We start from the raw sequence: 24162 nt of genomic DNA, 5'->3' as shown, positions 1-24162 counted from the left end.
CTTGTGGCTTCGGATTTTTATTTATAATTGGAAATAAGAGATTACTCTTTGAATTCACCCATTTTGCTATATTTATCCATTCGTTTTGCCACTAAATCTTTTGTTGATAAATCTTTTAACTCATTAAAAGCTTTTGTTACATACTCAGCAACTGATTTAAATGTAGTTTCTTTGTCGTAGTGAGCTCCGCCTAGTGGTTCTGGAATAATATCATCGATTAACTTCTGTTTTTTCATATCGAATGAAGTTAATTTTAAAGCTTCAGCAGCTTGTTCTTTATATTCCCAACTTCTCCATAAGATTGACGAACACGATTCTGGAGAAATTACAGAGTACCAAGTGTTTTCTAACATATATACTCTATCTCCTACTCCAATTCCTAATGCTCCACCCGAAGCTCCTTCGCCAATAATAATTGAAATAATAGGAGTTTTCAAACGAGCCATTTCGAAAATGTTTCTTGCAATAGCTTCTCCTTGCCCTCTTTCTTCCGCTTCTAAACCTGGATAAGCTCCAGGAGTGTCGATTAATGTTAAAACAGGAAGATTGAATTTCTCTGCCATTTTCATTAAACGTAATGCTTTACGATATCCTTCTGGATTTGCCATCCCGAAGTTTCTATATTGGCGCATTTTAGTATTAATACCTTTTTGCTGTCCAATAATCATGAAAGATTGTCCGTTGATTTGACCTAAACCTCCCACCATGGCTTTATCATCTTTGAAATTTCTGTCGCCAAAAAGTTCTAAAAACGTTCCATTCGTAATATTAGTAATGTGCTCTAATGTATAAGGACGATTTGGATGACGCGATAATTGCACACGTTGCCAAGCGGTAAGATTTTTGTATATTTTTTTCTTAGTTTCTTCTAATTTCTTCTCAATTTGCTTGCATGTGTTTGACACATCAACATCTGATTCTTGACCAATGATCTGACATTTATCTAATTGGTCTTCAAGCTCTTTAATTGGTAATTCAAAATCTAAATATTCCATAATCGGTTTATTTGGGTTTGTGTTTGTTGTGACAAAGATAAAATTTTCAATTAACTTTAGTAAACTAATCGTTAATTAGTTGTTACTTTTTTATAACTTTTTACAATTCGGTTGGCTATAACAGTGGCTAGAATTATGATAGCACCTACATAAAACAAAGGGGTCATTTCTTCTCCATCTTTAAAAATTAGCAACGCTAATATGATTCCGTAAATAGGTTCTAAATTGATGGTTAACATTACGGTAAACGGACTCAAAAACTTCATCACTTTTACCGATGCCGAAAACGCATAAGCTGTACAAATGGATGATAACAAGAACAGCCAAATCAAATCATTGACTGAAATTGCAAAGAAAGCAGGTGTAAAACTTCCAGCAAAGAATAAATAAATACTAATAAAGAAGACACCGCTTGATAATTCGTAAAGCGAGATGATATTAGGGTCATATTCTTTAGCATATTTTCCATTAATAACAGAAAATAAAGCCGATAAAAATGCAGAAGAAACGGCTAAATAAATTCCTGTTTTGTATTTAGTTTCTACATTAAAAATAATTCCTAAACCTACTACTACAATAACGCCAAAAAGTAATTCATACCAAATGACTTTTCGTTTGTAAAAAATAGGTTCTAAAATAGAAGCAAAAAAAGCACCAGTTGATAAACAAGCCAAGGTTATGGAAATATTCGAAACTTTAATCGCTTGGTAAAAGGTGAGCCAATGGGCTGCGATTATAATTCCGGAAACGATAAATCCAATTAAAACATTAAAAGGCACTTTTACTTTTTCTTTACTTAAAAGTACCACAAAGGTCATGATTACGGAAGCAAAAAGCATTCGATACCAAACCAAATCTAACGCTTCTAATGAAATTAGTTTCCCTAAAATAGCGGTAAATCCCCAAATAAATACAATTACGTGAAGATGTAAGTAACTTTTTAAATTATCGTTTTGCATTGCGAAGTAAGTAAGCTGCTAAAATTCCGAAAACAATATTTGGAAACCACACCGCTAAAAACGGAGGAATACTCGATTTTTCAGCTAAAGTTCCGAAAACCTTATCAAAGAAAATAAACGTAAAAGCAATTACAATTCCAATCGCTAAGTTTATTCCCATTCCTCCTCTTCGCTTCATGGAAGAAACCGCAACGGCAATAATCGTTAGTATAAATGCCGAAATTGGCAAACTAAATTTCTTATAAAAAACTACTAAATACGTATTTATATTTCCGTTTCCTCTCGCTCTTTCTTTATTAATAAATTTATTTAACTCTCCAATTGTCATGGTTTCTGCTACATAAATAACAGGAGTTAAATCGTCAGGCTCGAAATTATAAGCTACGTCAATTTTATCAACGGATTGAATCTGATCGTCGGTTTGACCTACAATTCTTTTGTTGTAATTATGTAAAGTATATTTTTTAGTTTCTTCTTTATAATGAATTCGAGTTGCTGTAACTTTTTCAACTAAAACATTATCTTGAAACTTTTCGAATGTAAAATTAAAACCCGTTCCTGATAGATAATTGTAATTACTTACATAGATATTTTCTTCAATTTTTCCATCCTTTTTAATTTGTCTAAAAATATCAGAAGTTTCCCGTGTTTTATTATTTCCTTTTAAATGTTCATATCTGAAACCTAAAAAACCCTTACTTGCTCCAGGTACTAAGAAAAAACCCATTAACAAAGCAAAAATACAGACTATAACTGCTCCAAACATAAAAGGGCGTAAAAACCTTGAATATGAAATTCCCGAACTCAAAATAGCAATAATTTCGGTATTGTTTGCTAATTTTGAGGTAAACCAAATAATCGATAAGAATAAAAATATTGGAAATAATAGATTAGCAAAATACACAGTAAAATCACCATAATAGATTAATATATCCTTCAGTGGAACCTTTTTTTCAATCATTTTGTTTACTTTTTCCGAAACATCAATGACTATTCCAATGGGAACAAACATAATCAACATCACCGAAAAAGTGACCAAATAACGTTTTAAAATGTATTTATCTATTATTTTCATCCTAAATTTAGAATTTAGAATTTAGAATTCAGAATTAGAAACAAATTACTTTTAAACTTTCATTTTCTAACTTCTAAATTCTAACTTCTTATTTTATAATCGTTGACTCATTTGAATCACCATTTTATCTTTCCATTCTCTAAACGTTCCGGCAATAATTTGTCTTCTAGCCTCGCGCACTAACCACATATAAAAACCTAAGTTGTGAATGGTTGCAATTTGTTTAGCCAAAAATTCATCTGCAGCAAACAAGTGTCTAAGATACGCTTTTGAATATTCGGTATCAACCCAAGTGTGTCCCATTTCGTCAATTGGCGAAAAATCTTCAGCCCACTTTTTGTTTTTCATGTTCATTGTTCCGTGAGCCGTGAATAACATTCCGTTTCTAGCATTACGCGTTGGCATAACACAATCAAACATATCAATTCCTAACGCAATATTCTCTAAAATATTGATTGGCGTTCCCACACCCATTAAATATCTTGGTTTGTCTTCTGGAAGAATAGCGGTAACAACTTCTGTCATTGCATACATTTCTTCAGCTGGTTCTCCTACTGAAAGTCCGCCAATAGCGTTTCCTTGTGCACCAGCATTTGCAATATATTCCGCCGATTGTTCTCTTAAATCTTTATACGTACTTCCTTGAACAATTGGAAAAAACGTTTGTTCGTAACCGTATTTAAATGGTAATTTTTCTAAATGATTGATACATCTATCTAACCAACGATGTGTCATGTGCATCGAACGCTTTGCATAACGATAATCGCATGGATAAGGCGTACATTCGTCGAAAGCCATGATGATATCAGCACCAATAGTACGTTGAATTTCCATTACATTTTCCGGTGAAAAGAAATGGTACGAACCATCAATATGCGATTTGAACTTAACACCTTCTTCTTTAATTTTTCTGTTTGAAGAAAGCGAATACACTTGATATCCACCCGAATCGGTTAAGATATTTCTATCCCAATTCATGAATTTATGTAATCCTCCAGCCGCTTCTAAAATTTTGGTTTGAGGTCTTAAATATAAGTGATAGGTATTTCCTAAAATAATATCTGGATTAATATCGTCTCTTAGCTCACGTTGGTGCACTCCTTTAACAGAAGCCACGGTTCCTACGGGCATAAAAATTGGTGTTTCAATAACACCGTGATCGGTTGTTATTTTTCCAGCTCTGGCTTTACTTTTTGGGTCTTTGGTAATTAAATCAAACTTCATATTGTGCTTTTACGAACGGCAAAGATAATTTATTTTAGAATTTAGAAATTGGAATTTAGAATTATTTATGATTAACACTGATTATTAATAACTTCTAACAAAATGATTTGTACCACCAAAAAAATAAAATTACTTTTGCATCCAATTAACACATATATATCTTTTTATAATGTCTAACACGCAACAACTACAAGATTTTACAACACAAGTTCGAAGAGATATTCTTCGTATGGTTCATGCCGTAAATTCAGGTCACCCAGGAGGTTCTTTGGGATGCGCTGAGTTTTTGGTTACCCTTTACCAAGACGTTATGAAACGTAACGAAGGTTTTGATATGAACGGAATTGGTGAGGATTTATTCTTCTTATCAAACGGACATATTTCTCCAGTTTTTTATAGTGTTTTAGCTAGAAGCGGTTACTTTCCAGTAGCTGAATTGGCAACATTCAGAAAATTAAATTCAAGATTGCAAGGTCACCCAACAACTCACGAAGGTTTACCTGGAGTTCGCATGGCATCGGGTTCATTAGGACAAGGAATGTCGGTTGCAATTGGTGCTGCGCAAGCAAAAAAATTGAATAACGATAACCATTTAGTTTATGCTCTTTTAGGTGATGGTGAGTTACAAGAAGGACAAAACTGGGAAGCGATTATGTATGCTTCTGCTAAAAAAGTAGACAACTTAATTGCAACAATCGACTTGAACGGAAAACAAATCGACGGAACTACAGACGAAGTTTTGGCAATGGGAAGCGTAAAAGCGAAGTTTGAAGCATTTGATTGGATTGTATTAGAAATCAAAGAAGGTAACAATATTGACGCTATTAAAGCTGGTTTGGCTGATGCAAAATCGAAATCAGGTAAAGGAAAACCGGTTTGTATTTTATTACATACCGAAATGGGTAATGGTGTTGATTTTATGATGCACACACACGCTTGGCACGGAAAAGCGCCAAATGATGAGCAATTAGCAAAAGCGTTAGAACAAAATGTTGAAACTTTAGGAGACTATTAATTAGTGTTCAGTGTTCAGTTAAAAGTGTTCAGTCACAAGTATTCTGTTGAATACAATTAAAATTAAAAACAAATGAAAAAATATATCAACCAAGGCAGTAAAGATACCCGTTCAGGTTTTGGTGCCGGAATGACAGAATTAGGTCAAAAAAATGAAAACGTGGTGGCACTTTGTGCGGATTTAATTGGGTCATTAAAATTTGATGATTTCAAGAAAAACCACCCAGAGCGTTTCTTCCAAATCGGAATTGCAGAAGCGAATATGATTGGAATTGCAGCTGGATTAACGATTGGTGGGAAAATTCCTTTCACGGGAACTTTCGCAAACTTTTCTACAGGAAGAGTGTATGACCAAATTCGTCAATCGGTAGCGTATTCAGATAAAAATGTTAAGATTTGTGCTTCTCACGCGGGATTAACTTTAGGAGAAGATGGAGCAACGCACCAAATCTTAGAAGATATCGGTTTGATGAAAATGTTACCAGGAATGACCGTAATCAACACTTGTGATTACAACCAAACAAAAGCAGCTACAATTGCTTTAGCAGATCATCATGGTCCTGCTTATTTACGTTTTGGTCGTCCAGTTGTGCCTAACTTTATGCCAGCTGATGAGCCTTTCGTAATTGGAAAAGCGATTATGTTAAACGAAGGAACTGATGTTACGATTATTGCAACTGGACATTTAGTTTGGGAAGCGTTAGTAGCTGCAGAAGCTTTAGAAGCAAAAGGTATTTCGGCAGAAGTAATTAACATTCACACAATTAAACCATTAGACGAAGAAGCGATTTTAAAATCGGTAAAGAAAACAGGTTGTGTGGTTACGGCTGAAGAACATAACATCATTGGTGGTTTAGGAGAAAGCGTTTCTAGAACATTAGTACAAAACCATTTAGTACCACAAGAATTTGTTGCGGTGAATGATAGCTTCGGAGAAAGTGGAACACCAGACCAATTAATGGAAAAATACAAATTAAACAATCAAGCGATTGTGGAAGCGGTAGAAAAAGTTATCAAAAGAAAGTAATATTCTTTTAATTCATATAGAAATCCTCAAGCAATTGGGGATTTTTTTTGTTGGTGGAATTTGTAAATGTTTTTTATATATTTGAAAGTCCTCTGCTAACGTGAACGTAACGTTCGTGAACAAAAAAATCCCGAGCAACTCGGGATTTTTTTATTCTATTTCTTTCACACCTTTAATAAAAAGCCACTTCATGTAGATTTTTTCACCATTATGGGTTTTAATCGCTTGGAATTTTGGAGCTAATAATAATGCTACCATGAAAGCGGTCATCGGAATCCATAATCCATCTAAATGGGTGAAGATATCTACTAAATAAAGCGTTGGTAAATAAATCACGACGAAACCTAAGAAGTTATATAAAAATGCTTTTACTTTTTTGCTCATTTTATTATTATTTAATTGATAAATTATTGAACTATTGAATTGTAAAAATAACTTTTCCCTTTTTACTTTTCACTTAAATATTTCCCTTTCTTACTTCCTTCGTACATTTCGTATTTCACCAAGCGAGCCTCTAACTTACCATTGAAAAGTTTAATTTTTCTACTGGGTTTTAGTCCTACGAATTTCAATGCTTCTAAATTAGCAGTGATGAACCAAGCATTTGTATTGGGATAATTTTGTTTTAACGTATCACCAATTTCTCTGTAAAAACGCTCCATATCAATATCCAAACGTTCTCCATAAGGCGGATTAAATACCATGTGCAACGGACCTTCGGTTTCTTTTTTAGAATCGAAGAAGTTTTCATTGGTAATCGTAATATATTCATCTAGATTAGCATTTCTAACATTATCTTTGGCTTTAGACACAGCACTTGGCGCTTTGTCATAACCTTTAATCGTGTAATGAAACTCACGTGTTTTCTTTAATAACGATTCTAAAATGTTGTCGAACAATTCGGCATCCCAATCGTTCCATTTCTCAAAAGCAAATTCTTTACGGTTGATATTCGCTGGAATATTACAAGCAATCATCGCTGCTTCCGCTAAAATAGTTCCAGAACCACACATTGGATCTAAGAAATGACTTTTTCCTTCCCAACCTGCTAAAATCAACATTCCAGCGGCTAAAACTTCGTTGATAGGCGCAATGTTGGTAGCACTTCTGTATCCTCTATGGTGCAACGAAGCTCCCGAAGTATCTAAAGAAACCGTTACAGTATCTCTATCAATATGTACATGTATTTGTAAATCTGGAAAATCTTTGTCAATACTTGGACGCTTGCCTTTTAATTCACGAAACTGATCCACAATCGCATCTTTAGTTTTCAAAGCCACAAACTGACTGTGATTGAAGTTTTCAGAATGCAAGGTGGTTTCTACTAAAAACGTATTGTGTTCTGTTAAGTAAGCCGACCAATCAATCGCTCTGATACCTTCATACAACGCTTTGTCGTTATGCGCTTTAAAAGTTTTAATTGGTTTTAAGATTTTTAAAGCCGTACGAAGTGCCAAATTAGCCTTGTACATAAATCCTTTATCGCCTTTAAAACTCACCACACGTGTACCGATTTCCACATGTTGTGCACCAAGAATTTGTAATTCTTTAGCTAATATTTCTTCAAAACCAAAAAAGGTTTTGGCAGTCATTTTAAAATTTTCCATTATTCAAATTCAAGTTCAATTACAAAAATCAATTGCAATCGTAATAATTAGAGTATTCTTGTGCAAAAATACATTAAATTTGCTACTTGAATGAAACGAAATCAGAATTAATGTCAGACAACAACAATAAATCTCAATCCATCCAGAACCAAGCTACTTCAAATTGGTTCGAATCTTGGTTTGATACTAAATATTATCACATTTTATACAAAGAACGCAACGACGAAGAAGCGCAATTGTTAATGGACAATTTAACGCATTATTTAAATCTTCCTGAAGAAGCGAAAATCTTAGATTTAGCTTGTGGAAAAGGGCGTCATGCGATTTATTTGAATTCCTTAGGTTTTGATGTTACGGGTGCTGATTTATCTGAAAACAGCATTAAAGAAGCGTCTGAGTTTGCTAATGAAAAACTGCATTTTAAAGTACACGATATGCGTGAAACGTGTAACGAAAAGTATGATGCGATTTTCAATTTATTCACAAGTTTTGGGTATTTTGAAGACGATGCCGACAATTACAAAACCATCAAAGCCATTCACAACAGTTTAACCGAAACTGGTTTTGCGGTTATCGATTTTATGAATGTGGATTATGTGTTGGAAAATTTAGTTGCCGATGAAATAAAATCGGTAGACGGAATTGATTTTCACATCAAACGTTACTTGAAAGACGGACACATTTACAAAGAAATTGATTTTGAAGATAAAGGCGAAAAGTTTCATTTCACCGAAAAAGTACAAGCCCTTCGCTTAGAAGATTTTGAGAAAATGATGGAAGAAGCCGGCATTTATCTTTTGGATATTTTTGGCGATTATAAATTGCGAAAATTCTTTAAAACACAATCGGAACGTTTAATTATGATTTTTAAATAATGCAATATATCATCACCTTTTCAGCCGTAATTATTGGTTTTTTATTCGCATTAGTTTTAAAACCACAAAAGAAAAAAAACATCAAATTGTTGTTGGCATTCAGTGGCGCATTTTTATTATCACTAACCGTTTTGCACTTACTTCCCGAATTATTTAGTGAAGGACATAATCATAGTCACGAAGGAGAAGAAGCACATGCCACTTTACCTGTTGGTGTTTTTATTATGATTGGAATTTTGTTCCAAATCTTACTAGAATTTTTCTCAAAAGGAGCCGAACATGGTCACGTTCACGTGCATACCGACGAGCATAACGAACTACATCACATTCCGTGGTTGTTGTTTATTAGTTTGTGCATTCACGCTTTGTTAGAAGGTTTTCCAATTCACGAAAACAACAATTTAGCATACGGAATTGCAGTTCACCACTTCCCTATTGCTATCATTTTGACTTTATTTTTCGTCAATGCGAAGATGAACAAAATGATGATTTTTGCTTTTATGTTTACCTTCGCTTTAATGACTCCGATGGGAACGTTTTTAGCGGAACAAATGCATTTTGCACAACATTACTCAAAAGAAATTTCGGCGGTTGTAGTGGGAATTTTATTTCACATTTCGTCTACTATTATTTTTGAAAGTAACGAAGGACATAAATTCAATTTGGCTAAAATCACCATGATTGTCTTTGGTTTTGTCTTGGCCTATATAATTGAAATGGGACATTCGCATTAATCGTAAATCAACATAACATATAAGTACTTTTTACTTAAATTTGAAGAACATTTAATACAATTAATATGGGATTATTTTCTGCGCTACTTGGCAATGCAGGTACTGTAAATCAAGAAACTTTAGTAAAAGATTATGGCAAACTTTTAATTACAGGTGAAGAAATTGAATTAGGTTTCAAACTAATTCGCGATACCTTTATTTTCACCAACAAGCGATTAATTCTAATTGAAAAACAAGGAATTACCGGTAGCAAAATCGAATATAAATCCATTACTTACAAAAGTATTTCACGTTTTAGCGTAGAAACGGCAGGAACGTTTGACTTAGAAGCCGAGTTAAAAATCTGGGTTTCTAGTGAAGCGCATCCAAGCGTGGTGAAACAATTTAATAAATCTGTCAATGTTTACGATGTGCAGAATGTATTGGCGCATCACGTTTTAAAATAATCGCATGAACTTTACCAAAACCACTGAACAAGCTTCCAAATACGAACATTTAGAGAAAATGTCGGTGACGGATTTGTTGACGAATATCAACAACGAAGACAAAACTGTTCCGTTAGCTGTTGAAAAAGCATTGCCACAAATTGAAAAATTAGTGACTGAAATCGTTTCGAAAATGAAACAAGGTGGTCGTTTGTTTTACATTGGAGCAGGAACTTCTGGGCGTTTAGGCATTGTAGATGCTTCAGAATGTCCACCAACTTTTGGTGTTCCATTTGATTTGGTAATTGGAATTATCGCAGGTGGCGATACGGCGATTAGAAAAGCAGTAGAATTTGCTGAAGACGACCGTGAACAAGCTTGGAAAGACTTACAACAATGGAACATCAATGAAAACGATGTTGTGGTTGGAATTGCCGCTTCGGGAACTACGCCTTATGTGATTGGTGGTTTGGAAATATGCAATCAAAATAACATCAGCACCGGAAGTATCAGTTGCAATGCAGAAAGTCCGTTATCTAAAACCGCCAAATTTCCGATAGATGTTGTAGTTGGACCAGAATTCGTAACAGGCAGTTCTCGCATGAAAGCTGGAACGGCTCAAAAATTGGTTTTAAATATGATTTCTACTGCAACTATGATTCAACTTGGAAAAGTAAAAGGCAACAAAATGGTCGACATGCAGTTAAGCAATACCAAATTAATTGATAGAGGTACGAGAATGATTATGGATGAAATTCCAGTAAGTTATGAAGAAGCCAATCAATTATTACAAACACACGGAAGTGTTAGAAATGCAGTAGATTTTTATAATAACAACAAATAAAATATATCATGAAACCATTCTTTTTAATCGCAGCAATATTAGGATTTTCAATATCGTTTGCACAAAAATTAGAATACACAAACGGAAAAATTTATCAAGACGGAGAACAATTATCTTCTTTTGAAACTAAAACTTTAATGAAAACCGATTTAAAAGCGTTGCATTTATTTAAAAAAGCCAAAACGAAAGAATCGCTTGGTGGTTTTTTACTTGGTTTAGGAATTGGTGGAACTGCAGCAGATTTAGTAAAAGGTTTAGTATCAAATGAGAAATATCCAACTGTTATTTCCTATGCTGGTGTAGGATTAATGGCAATTTCGATTCCAATTTTATCGGGAAGAAAGAAAATGGTTCAAGAAAGTGTTGATATTTATAATTCAGGATTACAAGAGCAAAAGAAAACTTTAGGAGATAATTTCGAATTGAATCTAGTAAATAATGCTAACGGAGTTGGACTTCGAATTAATTTCTAATGGCAACAGATAAAAACATATTAGCAAAAGGCATTAAATATTTATCAGGTGCTTTGCCTTTATTATTCCTTGGTCCAATAATTATTAATAGTGCTTTCACAAACGAAAAACATCCTTTGTTTCCTTACGTTTTAACATTAGGAATTATGATAGCTTTAGCAGCTATGTTTCTAATCTATAAAGGAATAAATACTGTAGTAAAAAGTATGTTTGATGGAGATAAAAACACAAATACATAATATGAAATTCATTCTTATTCTATTTTCGGCATTACTTCTAGTTTCTTGTTACAATCAAGAACGCAATTGCACCGATTTTAAAACTGGTAAATTCATTTCAGAAACCGAAATTGAAGGTAAAAAATATACAAGTACTTTTGAACGCAACGATTCGATTCAAATTGAAACCTACGAAGGAAAAATAGATACTTTCAAGGTACGTTGGACAAACGATTGCGAATATGTGATTCAAAACATCAATCCCAAAAACCGCGAAGAGAAAAAAGCAGTTCAAATGAAAATCTTGACTACCAAAGACAATACTTATACTTTTGAATATTCGTTTGTGGGCGATTCAAAAAAACAACGCGGTACTGTAACAAAAACAAATTAGTCACGTATAACAAGCTTTAAAAACATAAAATAAAATGGAAGTATTTTTAAATCCAGATGCCTGGATAGCACTTTTAACCCTAACTTTTTTAGAGATTATTTTAGGTATTGACAACATTATCTTTATCTCAATCGTAACAGGAAAATTACCCGAAGCAGATCGAAAAAGAGCTACTCGATTAGGTTTAGGATTAGCCATGTTCATGCGTATTGCTTTACTTTTCGGAATTACCTTATTAATTGCCATGAAAGAACCTTGGTTTGGTTTCGATTTTGGTTGGTTCAAAGCTGAAATTACAGGTCAAGCCTTAATTTTATTGCTTGGAGGATTGTTCTTGATTTATAAAAGTACCAAAGAAATCCACGAAAAAGTAGACCACAAAGGTGAAGAAGAAAAAGAATTAAAAACCTCTGCCGCAAAATCATTCGGAAGCGTAATTGGTCAAATTCTACTTATCGATTTAATTTTCTCTGTAGACAGTATCTTAACCGCTGTGGGAATGACTAACGGTGTCGAAGGCGCTTTAACGATTATGATCACCGCAGTAGTAATTTCGGTTGGAGTTATGATGTTATTTGCCGTTCCTGTTGGAAATTTTGTAAATGCCAATCCATCGATTCAAATTTTAGGTTTAGCCTTCTTAATCCTTATCGGATTTATGTTAATTACCGAAAGTATGCACTTATCGCATGCCGAATTAGTAGGACAACATGTGGGCGCTGTTCCAAAAGGATATTTATATTTTGCTATTGCCTTCTCATTAGGAGTAGAATTTTTAAACATGAAAATGCGCAAAAAAGCGAATTAAAATTAGGAACGAATGGTTCGGGATTTACCTGGAAATCTTATTCCTGCTATACATTACAATAAAAAATGGTCACTTCGAGAACCTCAGTGACCATTTTTTATTTTCATTCCTATCAGGGTTAGATAGGAATTGTAATGTTTACTTGTATCAAAATACTAAGACAATCCTGTAATTCTACCTTCGTTATCAATATCAATTCGTTCTGCATTTGGAACTGCTGGTAAACCAGACATTCTCATCACATCACCTAAAAGCGGTACCACAAATCCAGCGCCTGAAGAAATTTCAAACTCACGAACCGTAATATCAAAATTAGAAGGGCGACCGATTAACTTTTCATTATCTGAAAAACTTGCTGGTGTTTTCGCCATACAAATAGAAAAATGACCAAATCCTAAATCATTAATCATTTTCAATTGTGATTTCGATTTTGGAGAAAACTCTACCGAATTCGCACCATAAATATTTTTAGCAACTACGTTGATTTTATGTTCAATAGAATCGGAAGGTTGGTACAAAGGTTTATAATTTGCTGTTCCTTTTTCGATTTCTTCTATTACTTTTTGCGCCACTTCAGCCGAACCTTTTCCTCCTTGAGCAAAAGCTGTACTCACGATAGCGCTTACACCTTTTGTAGCACACAGTTCTTTCAATTTATCATATTCCGCTTGTGTATCATCTGGGAAAGCATTGATACAAACCACAGGATTCAATCCAAATTGTTGCATGTTTTCAATGTGTTTTTCCAAATTGCAGAAGCCTTTTTCAATCGCGCTTACGTTTTCCGTTTTAAAATCTTCAGCAGCTAATCCAGCATGATGTTTGATGGCACGAATTGTTGCTACTAAAACCACAGCATCGGGTTTCAAACCACTTTGTTCACATTTGATATGAAGGAATTTTTCAGCACCTAAATCGGCACCAAAACCTGCTTCTGTTACTACGTAATCACCTAACGATAAGCCCATTTTGGTTGCAATTGCCGTATTCGTTCCTTGTGCAATACTAGCAAATGGTCCACCGTGCAAAATAGCTGGATTTCCGTCAATCGTTTGCACTAAATTAGGCTTAATCGCATCTTTCAATAAAGTTGCCATGGCTCCAACTACATTCAAATCGCGAGCGAAAATAGCTTTTCCATCTAACGTTTTTCCAACGTATATATTTCCTAAACGGAATTTCAAATCTTCTAAATCTTTCGCCAAGCATAAAATCGCCATGACTTCTGAAGCTGGCGTAATATTGAATCCGTCTTCACGCATGGTTCCATTCGCTTTCGCTCCTACTCCAATAATAATTTGACGTAACGAACGGTCGTTCATATCCATAACTCGTTTCCAAGCAATCGATTTTGGGTCGAGATTTAAAGAATATTTTGTGTTTTGTAAATTATTATCAATCACCGCCGAAAGTAAATTATTCGCTTTTTCAATCGCTGAAAAATCGCCTGTAAAATGCAAATTGATGTCTTCCATTGGCAACACTTGCACATAACCACCACCAGCAGCACCGCCTTTTAAACCAAAAACAGGTCCAAGCGAAGGCTCACGTAAAACCGCAATTGCTTTTTTACCGATGTAATTCAAACCATCCGTTAAACCGATTGACATGGTTGTTTTACCTTCACCATATTTCGTTGGTGACATGGCAGAAACTAAAATCAGTTTTCCTTTTGGGTTTTCTTTTTGTAAGTGTAGCGGTAATTTGGCTTTGTACTTGCCGTAAAATTCTAAATCATCTTCTGAAATGTTGATTTTTTTGGCAATATCTTTAATATGAGACATGGTTGCATTTTGCGCAATTTCAATGTCTGATGGAAATGTTGACATGTTGTTGTGTTTTAATTTAGGGCGAAATTAAGGGTTTTATTTGGTATGAAAAATGATAAAAATCAATAAAAAAACCTGCAAAGTAAAAACCTTGCAGGTCAGAATCTTATTCTAAAGACAACGTAATTTGTCCGTCGTCGTCTAATTCTATGTTGAAATCTTGAATATCGTTTCCATCATCCGAAGTTTCATTGTTAGTAACTTCAGGTTCTTCAATTATCTCTTCATACGGAAGCGGATCCAACAGATTAATCTGTTTGATTTTATCTGTAGTTAACTGATTTCCTAACGCTTTAATTCCTTTCACCGCAATAAATTGTTCTAAATCAACGATTTGATTTTCTTTTTGAACACCTTTTACTTTAGCATAAATTACCTCAGCAACTGGACGCCAATCGGTAGAAACGATTTCTAATTGTGATTTTTCGTGTTCCGTAATGAAGATTTCCTCTTTGTTTTCGTTTTCAACTAAGAAACGTTTTACAAAGTAACGTTCTTTTTCTCCATCGAAATAAATACACGAAATTGGTTTGTTTGGATTCCATTTTTCCAATACGATCATATCTTCATCGAAATGCGTTGTCAATTCTGGAATAATGGTTTTTAGTTTTCCAGATTGATTCACAATCAACAAACGATCATTTGGACGGAATTCGCCTAACAACTCGCCTCTTCCATCGACATTTAAACGTTGTACTGTGTCATCAAACCAAACTTTTCTCGGACGTAAAGTCGAAATCCCCTTCTCTTTTAATTCGATTTTTTTGATTGGATATTTGGTCACCGTATTGCCACGAGAAGCTCTTCCTTTGATGGCAATATCGGAAAAATCGACATCCCATTTCAGTTTTTTCACGCTTCCTACTTGGCGTAATAAAATCGTAACTACTTCTGCTTCTCCGTTTGGATTAGCAGAGAAATATGACACCATTGAACCTGGTTTTTCTTGTGTTAAATCATAGAATTTATCACGTGTTACTCCAGAAACATTGAATCTCTTGATGAAAGTCGAACCGTTTTTACCATCGCGATACATCATATTATAAATGGTACGCTTGTCGTTTTTATCAAAAACCGCAACATGAATGATATCTTTTCCGATGAACTTCTTATCATCAATTTTGGTGACCATCATTTTTCCATCACGTAAGAAAACGATAATATCATCAATATCGGAACATTCGCCAACATATTCGTCTTTTTTCAAGCCCATTCCTACGAAACCTTCTTCTCTATTCACATAGAATTTTTGGTTACGCAATACTACTTTCGTAGCTTGAATGTTGTCGAAATTACGTAATTCAGTCAAGCGTTCTCTTCCTTTTCCGTATTTGTCTTTTAAATTGGTGAAGTAATCCACAGCATAATCAATCAAATGATCCAAATGGTATTTCACTTGCTCGATTTCGGCTTCCAATTTCGCAATTGCATCATCTGCTTTATCCGAGTCAAATCGTGTAATACGAATCATTGGAATTTGCGTCAAACGTTGCAAATCGTCGTCTTCAATTTCGCGGATTAGAATCTTTTTGAAAGGCTCAAATCGGTCATACATGTATTTGTAAAGCGACTCTCTATCCGAATACAATTTGAAATCAATATACATTTCTTCACGAATGAAAATCTTCTCTAAATTCGCAAAATGCCACTTCGCTTCGAGTTCGTCCAATTGAATTTCTAACTCTCGTTTTAAAATATTCAATGTACGATTGGTAGAAATCTTCAAAATATCAGAAACACCAATAAACAAAGGCTTGTTACAATTTTCAATCACACAACCTAATGGCGCTATAGACAATTCACAATCGGTGAATGCATACAACGCATCAATCATTTTGTCTGGTGAAGTTCCCGGTTGTAAATGAATTACGATTTCAACCTCAGCAGCAGTGTTATCTTCAATTTTCTTGATTTTGATTTTCCCTTTTTCGTTGGCTTTCAAGATACTATCAATCAATTTTGTAGTATCAGTTGAAAACGGAATTTGGGTTATCACCAAAGTATTTTTATCCAAAGGTGCAATTTTGGCTCTCACGCGCACACGAGAACCTCGCATTCCATCATTATAATTGGAAACATCAGCAATTCCGGCTGTTGGGAAATCTGGAAAAAGTGTGAAAGGTTTTCCTTTTAAAATTTTAATCGACGCATCAATCAATTCATTGAAATTGTGCGGTAAAATCTTGGTTGATAAACCTACCGCAATTCCTTCTCCGCCTTGCGCTAACAACAACGGGAATTTTACTGGTAAATGAACAGGTTCGTTTTTACGACCATCGTAACTCAATTGCCATTGCGTAACTTTTGGAGAAAACAAAACATCGTGACCAAATTTAGAAATTCGAGCTTCTATATAACGAGGTGCTGCGGCTCCGTCACCGGTTAAAATATTCCCCCAGTTTCCTTGGCAATCAATCAACAAATCTTTTTGTCCGATGTTTACCATAGCGTCACCAATACTCGCATCTCCGTGTGGGTGATACTGCATAGTGTGACCAATGATATTCGCTACTTTGTTGTAACGACCATCATCCAACTCCTTCATGGAATGCATGATACGACGTTGTACCGGTTTGAAACCGTCTTCAATCGCAGGAACAGCACGCTCTAAAATTACATAGGAAGCGTAATCCAAGAACCAATCTTTGTACATTCCTGTAACTTTCGTAATGGTATCTTCTGGATTTTCGTTGTTTTCGTAAAAATGATGTCCCGTTGACAAATGAATATCTTCAAAACCTTCCTCTTTTTGAGACTGGTCTTGATGCTCTAAATTGTCGTCTTCTGGGATAATGTTTTCTTCTTCGTCTTTCATGATTTTTTAGCACTATGTTACTCAAAGTTCACACTAAGTTTCACAATGTTTAAAATTTATTCTTTTAATTTTGGTAGCGTTCTATAAATTCGTTCGATTTCAGAATATTCTTCTTCTGTTTTATTTCCTCTATGGTCATCATTTATAAAATATCTAATTCCCACATTATATAAAAACATTCTCATGTCATCATAGCAATAGCATTTTGCATTTCCTAAACTTTCAGAATGATTGAATTCATCACAATCAAAACAAATTTCGATAGAACCTAAAACTTTATTTTCGTTGTCTTTAAAAAAAATAGCATGCCTTGGATTGTAACACTCCGAAGGATTTTGTTCCGATTTACAAGAATCTTTTGTTATCAAATTAAATAATTCTAATTTTTGTTTGTTATTTAACTTTATATTCTCTTTTATAAAATCATTTGATATTTGAACATCTGAATTAAAATTAATATCCTTTCTATAATTTTTATACATTTCAACCATTGCTTTATTCAAAAAAGAATAAACTTCAACTGAAGTGATATCTTCATACTTGAATTTCATTGAATCAGAAAAATCATATTCTTTAGTAACTTTTTTTGATTCATTTTTTTTAATATTATCTTTATTTTTTGATTCCTGACATGAAACAAAAAATAAAAACAACAATATGAATTTAATATACTTCATCTTATCCTTCAATCACTCGTTTAAAATCTTCCTTACTTGGTAAAATGGTTTTGTATTTACTGGCGAAAATTTGTTCGTTATCTTCGGGCAAAGTATATTCTACCAATAAATCGCTTTTGTTTTGACAAAGTACAATTCCAATAGTTTTGTTTTCACCTTCTAATCGCATTTCTCGGTCGTAATAATTCACATACATTTGCATTTGACCTAAATCTTGATGTTTTAAATCGCCAATTTTTAAATCGATTAGCACGAAACTTCTCAAAACACGATTATAAAATACCAAATCTACTCTGAAATGTTTTTCATCGAATGAAATTCGTTGTTGTCTAGCTACAAAAGCAAATCCGTGACCTAATTCTAATAAAAAATGTTCTAATTTATTAATGATTTGTTCTTCTAAATCAGATTCTGAGTACTGATGCATTTCGGGCAAACCTAAAAATTCCAAAATATATGGATCTTTGATGATATCTTTTGGTTTTTCGATGATTTGACCTTCTTTGGCTAATTTCAAAATTCCTTCTTTGTCTCTACTCAAAGCCAATCGTGCATATAAAGCGGAATCATATTGACGTTTTAGCTCTCTAACACTCCAATTATTCTTTTCTGTCTCAATTTCATAAAAACTTCGCTCATTTTCATCTTCGATTCGCATTAGAAATGAATAGTGTGACCAAGTTAATCTGAAAAACGAAATCAGTGTCTGCGTTTTTGAGTTTTGTAATTCCGTAGACGGTGTCTGTGATATTTTAGAATCTAATTCCGTAGACAGTGTCTGTGGAATTAGAGATTCAGATTCCGTAATCTGTGATTGTGCTTTTTGAAATTCAAAAATCCGATTCAGTGTGGCGGATTTTGAATAAATCATATAAAATTTTCGAATTTGTTCCAAATTACTCAGAGAAAATCCTTTTCCAAATTCCTTAGTCAATTGCTCCGAAAGTCCTTTTAAAACTTGTTTACCGTAATCTGCTCGTTCTTTTCCGTTTTGTTCTTCTTCAACAATCATTCTCCCTATTTCAAAATAGGTAAAAACCATTGTTGAATTTACGGTACGTAAGACTTGCTGCTGTGCATTTTTTAATAAAACAGCAACTTGTTGGAATAAATTGGTATTTTGAACTTCTTTTGACAAATGTTTACTTTTTCTTAGATTATAAAACTTTCTGCTACCACTACTTCTCCACTACATCCAACTCCACTTTCAAATTGTTAATGATAAACTCTTGTCGGTCTGGGGTGTTTTTACCCATATAGAACTCTAACAAAGTTTCAATCGTGGTGGCTTTATCTAACATGACGGGATCTAAACGAATGTCTTGCCCAATGAAATGCTTAAACTCGTCTGGTGAAATTTCTCCTAATCCTTTGAATCGGGTGATTTCTGGTTTTGGTTTTAGCTTTTCGATGGCATTAACGCGTTCTTCTTCGCTGTAACAATAAATCGTTTCCTTTTTATTTCGCACACGGAATAATGGCGTTTGTAGAATATACAAATGGCCGTCTTTTATTAACTCTGGGAAAAACTGCAAGAAAAACGTAATCAACAACAAGCGAATGTGCATACCATCCACATCGGCATCGGTGGCGATTACGATGTTGTTATAACGCAAATCTTCCATCGATTCTTCAATGTCTAATGCGGCTTGCAATAAGTTGAATTCTTCGTTTTCGTACACGATTTTTTTCGTCATTCCATACGAATTCAATGGCTTTCCACGTAAACTAAAAACCGCTTGCGTATTCACATCGCGACTTTTGGTTATCGAACCTGAAGCCGAATCTCCCTCGGTAATAAAAAGCGTACTTTCTAAACTTCTTGGATTTTTAGCATCGGTTAAATGGACGCGACAATCGCGTAATTTTTTATTGTGTAAACTGGCTTTTTTAGCACGTTCTTTGGCTAATTTTCGTATACCTGAAAGCTCTTTACGTTCGCGCTCGGCTTGTAAAATTTTACGCAATAGCGCATCAGCTACTTCTGGATTTTTATGTAAGAAGTTATCTAAATTCGTTTTGATAAAATCATTTACGAACGTACGAACCGTTGGACCATTTGGACCGATATCAGTAGAACCTAATTTAGTTTTTGTTTGCGATTCGAATACGGGTTCTTCCACTTTAACCGAAACAGCTGAAACAATCGATTTACGAATGTCCGAAGCTTCAAAAGGTTTGTTATAAAACTCTTTGATAGTTTTTACAATCGCTTCACGGAAAGCACCTAAATGGGTTCCTCCTTGTGTGGTATTTTGTCCGTTTACGAACGAATGGTATTCTTCTGAATATTGGGATTTACTGTGCGTAATAGCAACTTCTATATCATCTCCTTCCAAGTGAATGATAGGATATACCATATCTTCAGCCGAAATATTTTCTTCCAATAAATCTTTTAATCCGTATTCCGAAACATATTTTTCACCATTGTAATAAATCGTTAATCCGCGATTTAAATAACAATAATTTTTGAGCATTTTGATGATGTACTCGTTTCGGTATTTGTAATTTTTGAAAATCGTATCATCAGCCACGAAAGAAACTTTGGTTCCTTTACGTTTTGTTGTTTCTTGAACATCTTCTTCAAGCGTAAGATTTCCTGCAGAAAACTCCGCTGCTTTTTGTTGGTTATCACGAACCGATTCTACTCGGAAGTAATTCGAAAGAGCATTTACAGCTTTTGTTCCGACACCATTTAAACCTACGGATTTCTTGAAGGCTTTAGAATCGTATTTTCCTCCTGTGTTCATTTTGGAAACTACATCGACTACTTTTCCTAACGGAATACCTCGACCGTAATCGCGAACGGTTACCAATTTATCTTTGATAGTGACTTCAATGGTTTTTCCGGCACCCATGACAAATTCATCGATACAGTTGTCCATAACTTCCTTTAACAGAATGTAAATACCATCATCAGGCGATGAACCGTCACCTAATTTTCCGATATACATACCCGGACGCATACGAATGTGCTCTTTCCAATCGAGCGAACGTATGTTGTCTTCGTTGTATTGATCTTGTTGCTCTTGCATAACTGTATTTAGGATTTTGCGCTAATATACCATTATTACCATAAAATAAAAAGTAATTTTTTTAGAACTTATTGACAATATTTTACGTAAATGCCTTATATTTGAATCCCAAATTTACGCAAAAAAATTATGACTAAATTTACTGAACAACAACGCCTTGATGTAGTTGATAAATATTCCTTGTTTGATTCTGAACCAGAATTAGAATATGACAATATTACTTTTTTAGCCTCAAAAGTATGTAATACACCAATTTCTACCATAACTTTAGTGGATGAAAACAGACAGTGGTTTAAGTCGAAAATTGGATTTGAACATAATGAAAATCCAAAAAACATGTCGTTTTGCGCGTTAAGTTTATCTAAAAATCAAGACGTTATAGTTGTTCCAAATCTGATGCAAGATGAAGAATTTAGTGAAATAGGAAAATTAAATGGCTTAGAAAAAGACGGTTTTTATGCTAGTGTTAAGTTATACAACGAAAATAAAATACCATTAGGAACTTTGTGTGTAATTGATTTTGAAAGTAAAACATTAGACAAAGATCAAATTAAAGCTCTAAAAATACTAGGAAAGCAAGTTGAAGAATTATTTAAATTGCGATTGAAAAATATTGAGTTACAAAAAAACTTTGAAGAACTTTCTATAAAACACCAACAACTTAAGAAGTTTTCGAATACCATTTCGCATGATTTGCAAACACCTATTAATAATATCATTTCGTTAATATCGCTTATAAACGAAGAAGATGTTAAAGAAGAAACTATTATTTCTGAATACTTAAATTTAGTCGTTACCTCTTCGCAACAACTAAAAGATTATGTAAATAAACTATTGAGTTATTACACATCGGATACTTTAAACGCCAATAAAACGCCATTTCGATTAGCTGATTTAGTTTCAGAAATTTCTCAAATCGTTAATACTAACAATGAAGCAGAAATTATTTCAGAATTTGACAAAAACTTAGAAATTATTTCAGATAAAACGGCACTTTCACAAATTTTAATAAATATAATTTCTAACGGAATAAAGTACAATACAACTCCAAAACCGATAATTAAAATTACCAGTAATATCATTAATCACAAATCGACTATAAGTATTACTGATAATGGAATCGGAATTGACTCGAAAAACTTTAATGCTATTTTTGAAAACAACATCACTTTATCGCAAAAAGATCGTTATGGAAATTATGGTACAGGCTTAGGCTTATCTATTGTGAAAAATCTTACCGATAAAATTGACTTTGACATTAATATAGCCTCTGAAGTTGGGAAAGGAACTACATTTACTCTTGTTGAAAAATAGAGCGTATTTTATTACTTTTCATAATGCCTAAAAATCCCTGTATCAGTTAACGTATGCAAGGCTGCTTTTTGATTGGCTGCTTTCAAGGCTTGATTGGCTCAGGAATTACATGTATAAAACAAAGAATAACTTCCTTTAGCTTCATAGAATGCATCGTTTTTTCCGTAAACAGCTTCTGTATCAATTTTAAATATTAAATTGGTTTACATTTTTAGAACACGAATTACACCAATTTACACCAATTAATTTGTGGCAATTCGTGTAATTCGTGTCAATGTATTTTTTTAAAAATTATTTATTTCATCAAATATAAAGTTGCATATTCAAATCCATCCAAACGAAGTAATTTTCTAAAATTGGCACGTGATGGTGTTAAAACAACGTGAAGTGTGTCGTTTTCCTTCATTTCGGTTAAGAATGGAATTTTAAGTTCGGAATTTAATTTGGTAAAATCTTTTTTAGTTCCAAGTTGAATGTGTTTTGCTCCAACAGTTGATAATCTTAAAATACTGGTTTGGTATTTTCCATCTATTTCCTTATTCAAAATCAATGACGATTTATATTGTTTGGCGATTTCATTTTCTGCAAAAGAAAAAATAGTATCCAAACGCTCAATTTCAAATGCAATTGTATCGCCTTTTATAAACGTTTTATACTGTTTATTTTCGGATTTATCGTAAACTTGATTGTTACGCAATTCAAATTCAGGAATCGAATCTAATTCTGACTTTAAAGCCGTGATGGTTTCAATTTCTTTAATATAAGCACATTTTGGTTCCACAACTAAACGATGTGAATAATCCAATGTATACGTTCGAACAAACTTCTTCGGAAATGCTGTTATCTCATCCACATTTGTGGGTTGGGCTTCAGAAAAATAAATAAAACTATTGTTCAATCCATGATCTTTACAGGAAACCATAGCCAAAGCAAATGCGGCTATAATAAGATATTTTTTCATGTTAGTTTGTTTTGATTTTCCAATACAAATGTTGTGCCACAAAAAAACCGCTGAATTGCTTCAACGGTTTTGTTAATTTTCTTTAGCTCGGTTCTGAATGTTATCTATAAATTGAAATTCCAATTTAAAATTAAATTAAGTGAATTTGTTTTTATTGTTCCATCATTATATACATCAACATCGCTTGTATTTACCAAACCCAAATTTTCTCTAATCTCTAATTTTAACTCATTTTTATCATTTAGTCGAAATACCTTTCCAAATCCAAAAACCAATCCTGCATCAATTTTCTTATTCATATCTGTTGTATCAGTGTCATTTTCAGAATTTTTCGAAGTGAGTTTAGAATTTAATAGATAACCTAAAAACATACCTCCATTAACATAGAAATCGTCTTTTTTACCAAAATAATAATTTACATAAACGGGCAATACTAAATAGTTGTAAATAGATTTAGAATCACTTTTAATCATTGTAGGAAATCCATATTCATCAATTAGATAAACATTTCCATTATCTTTAGCTGTTTTATTTTCATAGTTTAAATTAGCTGAAATTGACAAGTTTTCTTTAAAGAAATATTCAGCCGAAACTCCCACTAAATAAGAAATACCCGGGTCTAAATCTTCAGCCAAATCATTTCCTCTAAGACTAGCATAATTCAAACCACCATTTACTCCAAATTTAATTTTATCTTGAGCTACCAATAATAGTGGAAACACTACCGTCCGAAAGTTTAATTTTTAAAAGTGCCTGAGAATGATTTATTTTGAAAAAACTTTCAAAAATTTTCAAACATGTCACTCTTCAGGCGTTCCAAAAATACAAATAAACCTATACTTGGGCAAATATTATCATT

The 24162-nt window shown here is 33.6% G+C and carries 24 protein-coding genes and 1 pseudogene; 11 read left to right on the top strand and 14 right to left on the bottom strand.

All coding sequences use genetic code 11. From position 1 onward, the window contains the following. Window positions 1-41: 41 nt before the first annotated feature. The 4 genes from ACE3PD_RS01945 to tgt form a co-directional block, all read right to left on the bottom strand. Complete coding sequence (locus ACE3PD_RS01945) at window positions 42-995, bottom strand: acetyl-CoA carboxylase carboxyltransferase subunit alpha (RefSeq protein WP_374399022.1); 954 nt, start codon at window positions 993-995, stop codon at window positions 42-44. 71 nt (window positions 996-1066) lie between these two features. Next, window positions 1067-1954 carry a DMT family transporter gene (locus ACE3PD_RS01940; protein ID WP_374399020.1) on the bottom strand — a complete coding sequence of 296 codons (888 nt, stop codon included), beginning with the start codon at window positions 1952-1954 and terminating at the stop codon, window positions 1067-1069. Beyond that, complete coding sequence (locus tag ACE3PD_RS01935) at window positions 1941-3029, bottom strand: LptF/LptG family permease (protein WP_374399018.1); 1089 nt, start codon at window positions 3027-3029, stop codon at window positions 1941-1943. Before ACE3PD_RS01935 ends, ACE3PD_RS01940 begins: the two co-directional genes overlap by 14 nt. 93 nt (window positions 3030-3122) lie before the next feature. After that, window positions 3123-4253 (bottom strand): tRNA guanosine(34) transglycosylase Tgt, encoded by a 1131-nt coding sequence (gene tgt, locus ACE3PD_RS01930; RefSeq protein ID WP_026726141.1) that lies wholly within the window; start codon window positions 4251-4253, stop codon window positions 3123-3125. 169 nt (window positions 4254-4422) lie between these two features. On the opposite strand from tgt, the gene ACE3PD_RS01925 reads away from it, so the two are divergent. Both ACE3PD_RS01925 and ACE3PD_RS01920 read left to right on the top strand, forming a co-directional pair. Further along, window positions 4423-5268 (top strand): transketolase, encoded by an 846-nt coding sequence (locus ACE3PD_RS01925; protein ID WP_374399015.1) that lies wholly within the window; start codon window positions 4423-4425, stop codon window positions 5266-5268. Between the two features lie 72 nt (window positions 5269-5340). Beyond that, a complete protein-coding gene (locus ACE3PD_RS01920; RefSeq protein WP_374399013.1) occupies window positions 5341-6294 on the top strand; it encodes a transketolase family protein in 954 nt (317 codons plus the stop codon). Window positions 6295-6444: 150 nt separating this feature from the next. On the opposite strand, the gene ACE3PD_RS01915 is transcribed toward ACE3PD_RS01920, so the two are convergent. Next, entirely contained in the window at window positions 6445-6678 is a 234-nt protein-coding gene (locus tag ACE3PD_RS01915) for a hypothetical protein (RefSeq protein WP_374399011.1), read from the bottom strand. 62 nt (window positions 6679-6740) lie between these two features. Continuing rightward, on the bottom strand, window positions 6741-7901 hold the full coding sequence (locus ACE3PD_RS01910) for a class I SAM-dependent RNA methyltransferase (RefSeq protein WP_374399009.1): 1161 nt from the start codon (window positions 7899-7901) through the stop codon (window positions 6741-6743). A 110-nt stretch (window positions 7902-8011) separates the two neighbouring features. Here ACE3PD_RS01910 and ACE3PD_RS01905 point away from each other — a divergent pair, with 110 nt between their 5' ends. The 8 genes from ACE3PD_RS01905 to ACE3PD_RS01870 all read left to right on the top strand — a co-directional run bounded on the left by ACE3PD_RS01905 (window position 8012) and on the right by ACE3PD_RS01870 (window position 12672). Next, window positions 8012-8776 carry a cyclopropane-fatty-acyl-phospholipid synthase family protein gene (locus tag ACE3PD_RS01905; RefSeq protein ID WP_374399007.1) on the top strand — a complete coding sequence of 255 codons (765 nt, stop codon included), beginning with the start codon at window positions 8012-8014 and terminating at the stop codon, window positions 8774-8776. Further along, window positions 8776-9510, top strand: coding sequence for a ZIP family metal transporter (locus tag ACE3PD_RS01900; RefSeq protein WP_374399005.1), 735 nt, complete (start codon window positions 8776-8778; stop codon window positions 9508-9510). Before ACE3PD_RS01905 ends, ACE3PD_RS01900 begins: the two co-directional genes overlap by 1 nt. Window positions 9511-9575: 65 nt before the next feature. Beyond that, on the top strand, window positions 9576-9956 hold the full coding sequence (locus ACE3PD_RS01895; protein ID WP_374399003.1) for a PH domain-containing protein: 381 nt from the start codon (window positions 9576-9578) through the stop codon (window positions 9954-9956). Between the two features lie 4 nt (window positions 9957-9960). Continuing rightward, window positions 9961-10779 carry an N-acetylmuramic acid 6-phosphate etherase gene (murQ, locus tag ACE3PD_RS01890; protein ID WP_374399001.1) on the top strand — a complete coding sequence of 273 codons (819 nt, stop codon included), beginning with the start codon at window positions 9961-9963 and terminating at the stop codon, window positions 10777-10779. An 8-nt stretch (window positions 10780-10787) separates the two neighbouring features. After that, entirely contained in the window at window positions 10788-11252 is a 465-nt protein-coding gene (locus ACE3PD_RS01885; RefSeq protein ID WP_374398999.1) for a hypothetical protein, read from the top strand. Beyond that, window positions 11252-11491 (top strand): DUF6095 family protein, encoded by a 240-nt coding sequence (locus ACE3PD_RS01880; protein WP_374398997.1) that lies wholly within the window; start codon window positions 11252-11254, stop codon window positions 11489-11491. Before ACE3PD_RS01885 ends, ACE3PD_RS01880 begins: the two co-directional genes overlap by 1 nt. Before the next feature lies 1 nt (window position 11492). Continuing rightward, on the top strand, window positions 11493-11864 hold the full coding sequence (locus ACE3PD_RS01875; RefSeq protein WP_374398995.1) for a DNA topoisomerase IV: 372 nt from the start codon (window positions 11493-11495) through the stop codon (window positions 11862-11864). Between the two features lie 34 nt (window positions 11865-11898). Next, window positions 11899-12672, top strand: a complete 774-nt coding sequence (locus ACE3PD_RS01870; RefSeq protein WP_250582622.1) for a TerC family protein — start codon at window positions 11899-11901, stop codon at window positions 12670-12672. 155 nt (window positions 12673-12827) lie between these two features. Here the strand turns inward: ACE3PD_RS01870 and ACE3PD_RS01865 are convergent, their stop codons facing one another. From ACE3PD_RS01865 to ACE3PD_RS01845, 5 genes are all read right to left on the bottom strand, one after another. Then, a complete protein-coding gene (locus ACE3PD_RS01865; RefSeq protein WP_374398992.1) occupies window positions 12828-14501 on the bottom strand; it encodes a formate--tetrahydrofolate ligase in 1674 nt (557 codons plus the stop codon). Window positions 14502-14607: 106 nt separating this feature from the next. Next, window positions 14608-17316 (bottom strand): DNA gyrase/topoisomerase IV subunit A, encoded by a 2709-nt coding sequence (locus tag ACE3PD_RS01860; RefSeq protein ID WP_374398990.1) that lies wholly within the window; start codon window positions 17314-17316, stop codon window positions 14608-14610. A gap of 56 nt (window positions 17317-17372) precedes the next feature. Then, complete coding sequence (locus ACE3PD_RS01855; RefSeq protein ID WP_374398988.1) at window positions 17373-17993, bottom strand: hypothetical protein; 621 nt, start codon at window positions 17991-17993, stop codon at window positions 17373-17375. A gap of 1 nt (window position 17994) precedes the next feature. Then, window positions 17995-19131, bottom strand: coding sequence for a YhcG family protein (locus tag ACE3PD_RS01850; protein ID WP_374398986.1), 1137 nt, complete (start codon window positions 19129-19131; stop codon window positions 17995-17997). Window positions 19132-19171: 40 nt separating this feature from the next. Next, the gene (locus ACE3PD_RS01845; protein ID WP_374398984.1) at window positions 19172-21028 is read right to left on the bottom strand and encodes a DNA topoisomerase IV subunit B; all 1857 of its coding nucleotides are present in this window, start codon (window positions 21026-21028) and stop codon (window positions 19172-19174) included. A 129-nt stretch (window positions 21029-21157) separates the two neighbouring features. Between ACE3PD_RS01845 and ACE3PD_RS01840 the strand changes: the two genes are divergently transcribed. After that, entirely contained in the window at window positions 21158-22342 is a 1185-nt protein-coding gene (locus ACE3PD_RS01840) for an ATP-binding protein (protein ID WP_374398982.1), read from the top strand. 11 nt (window positions 22343-22353) lie between these two features. On the opposite strand, the pseudogene ACE3PD_RS01835 reads toward ACE3PD_RS01840, so the two are convergent. From ACE3PD_RS01835 to ACE3PD_RS01825, 3 genes and pseudogenes are all read right to left on the bottom strand, one after another. After that, window positions 22354-22527, bottom strand: a pseudogene (locus ACE3PD_RS01835) (DUF2459 domain-containing protein); the annotation flags it as partial. Between the two features lie 110 nt (window positions 22528-22637). Further along, window positions 22638-23303: a hypothetical protein gene (locus ACE3PD_RS01830; protein WP_374398980.1), complete on the bottom strand. Its 666-nt coding sequence runs from the start codon at window positions 23301-23303 to the stop codon at window positions 22638-22640. Window positions 23304-23407: 104 nt separating this feature from the next. Further along, a complete protein-coding gene (locus ACE3PD_RS01825) occupies window positions 23408-24025 on the bottom strand; it encodes a porin family protein (protein ID WP_374398978.1) in 618 nt (205 codons plus the stop codon). Window positions 24026-24162 lie beyond the last annotated feature (137 nt).

Origin of the sequence: Flavobacterium sp. (assembly GCF_041911335.1) — a bacterium.
Classification (GTDB): domain Bacteria; phylum Bacteroidota; class Bacteroidia; order Flavobacteriales; family Flavobacteriaceae; genus Flavobacterium.
This window is presented reverse-complemented; position numbering and strand designations above follow the sequence as displayed.

Bases quoted from the DNA above. Each gene is read 5' to 3' on its own strand.
- ACE3PD_RS01905 (WP_374399007.1), top strand. From the start codon at position 8,012: ATGTCAGACAACAACAATAAATCTCAATCCATCCAGAACCAAGCTACT.
- ACE3PD_RS01920 (WP_374399013.1), top strand. From the start codon at position 5,341: ATGAAAAAATATATCAACCAAGGCAGTAAAGATACCCGTTCAGGTTTT.
- murQ (WP_374399001.1), top strand. From the start codon at position 9,961: ATGAACTTTACCAAAACCACTGAACAAGCTTCCAAATACGAACATTTA.
- ACE3PD_RS01875 (WP_374398995.1), top strand. From the start codon at position 11,493: ATGAAATTCATTCTTATTCTATTTTCGGCATTACTTCTAGTTTCTTGT.
- ACE3PD_RS01860 (WP_374398990.1), bottom strand. From the start codon at position 17,316: ATGAAAGACGAAGAAGAAAACATTATCCCAGAAGACGACAATTTAGAG.
- ACE3PD_RS01865 (WP_374398992.1), bottom strand. From the start codon at position 14,501: ATGTCAACATTTCCATCAGACATTGAAATTGCGCAAAATGCAACCATG.
- ACE3PD_RS01870 (WP_250582622.1), top strand. From the start codon at position 11,899: ATGGAAGTATTTTTAAATCCAGATGCCTGGATAGCACTTTTAACCCTA.
- ACE3PD_RS01900 (WP_374399005.1), top strand. From the start codon at position 8,776: ATGCAATATATCATCACCTTTTCAGCCGTAATTATTGGTTTTTTATTC.
- ACE3PD_RS01915 (WP_374399011.1), bottom strand. From the start codon at position 6,678: ATGAGCAAAAAAGTAAAAGCATTTTTATATAACTTCTTAGGTTTCGTC.
- tgt (WP_026726141.1), bottom strand. From the start codon at position 4,253: ATGAAGTTTGATTTAATTACCAAAGACCCAAAAAGTAAAGCCAGAGCT.
- ACE3PD_RS01925 (WP_374399015.1), top strand. From the start codon at position 4,423: ATGTCTAACACGCAACAACTACAAGATTTTACAACACAAGTTCGAAGA.
- ACE3PD_RS01840 (WP_374398982.1), top strand. From the start codon at position 21,158: ATGACTAAATTTACTGAACAACAACGCCTTGATGTAGTTGATAAATAT.
- ACE3PD_RS01855 (WP_374398988.1), bottom strand. From the start codon at position 17,993: ATGAAGTATATTAAATTCATATTGTTGTTTTTATTTTTTGTTTCATGT.
- ACE3PD_RS01885 (WP_374398999.1), top strand. From the start codon at position 10,788: ATGAAACCATTCTTTTTAATCGCAGCAATATTAGGATTTTCAATATCG.
- ACE3PD_RS01910 (WP_374399009.1), bottom strand. From the start codon at position 7,901: ATGGAAAATTTTAAAATGACTGCCAAAACCTTTTTTGGTTTTGAAGAA.
- ACE3PD_RS01830 (WP_374398980.1), bottom strand. From the start codon at position 23,303: ATGAAAAAATATCTTATTATAGCCGCATTTGCTTTGGCTATGGTTTCC.
- ACE3PD_RS01940 (WP_374399020.1), bottom strand. From the start codon at position 1,954: ATGCAAAACGATAATTTAAAAAGTTACTTACATCTTCACGTAATTGTA.
- ACE3PD_RS01935 (WP_374399018.1), bottom strand. From the start codon at position 3,029: ATGAAAATAATAGATAAATACATTTTAAAACGTTATTTGGTCACTTTT.
- ACE3PD_RS01845 (WP_374398984.1), bottom strand. From the start codon at position 21,028: ATGCAAGAGCAACAAGATCAATACAACGAAGACAACATACGTTCGCTC.
- ACE3PD_RS01880 (WP_374398997.1), top strand. From the start codon at position 11,252: ATGGCAACAGATAAAAACATATTAGCAAAAGGCATTAAATATTTATCA.
- ACE3PD_RS01895 (WP_374399003.1), top strand. From the start codon at position 9,576: ATGGGATTATTTTCTGCGCTACTTGGCAATGCAGGTACTGTAAATCAA.
- ACE3PD_RS01945 (WP_374399022.1), bottom strand. From the start codon at position 995: ATGGAATATTTAGATTTTGAATTACCAATTAAAGAGCTTGAAGACCAA.